The following is a 373-nucleotide window of genomic DNA, read 5'->3' as shown; positions in this document are numbered from 1 at the left end:
AGGCCTGGGCGGTGCTGGTGTCCAATGGCCGCCGGGTCGAAGAGGCGGGCAGGGTGCTGGATGTGGTTCGTCTGCCGAGCCCCCACTCCAATATCGCGGCCAGTTACGTCATCGAAACGCCTAACTGCGGCAAGCTGCAGTGGTTGACCGAGCGGCACGGCATGGCGGAAGGCGACACGACCTTGCTACCAGCAGCGTTCAACGAGCAGTTGAGCAATCCTGACTGCGTGCTGGCGCAGGGCTTGAGCCGCGTCTGGACCGCACTGGATTACTCCAGCTGAGCAGGGCGCCTCGATCAGGGCACAAAAAACGCCGCGACTATAGAAGTCGCGGCGTTTTCTTTTGCAGCATGAGTCCTTCGTGGGGACTACAT

The 373-nt window shown here is 61.7% G+C and carries 1 protein-coding gene; it reads left to right on the top strand.

The window, feature by feature from the left end:
* Window positions 1-281 (top strand): hypothetical protein (locus tag J0A65_RS26375; RefSeq protein ID WP_206597142.1); only part of this gene is annotated, 281 nt, incomplete at its 5' end.
* Window positions 282-373 lie beyond the last annotated feature (92 nt).

The organism is Bowmanella yangjiangensis (assembly GCF_017255015.1).
In the GTDB taxonomy this organism is placed as follows: domain Bacteria; phylum Pseudomonadota; class Gammaproteobacteria; order Enterobacterales; family Alteromonadaceae; genus Bowmanella; species Bowmanella yangjiangensis.
Note: the sequence above shows the minus strand (reverse complement) of the source record. Positions and strands in the feature narration are given on the sequence as shown.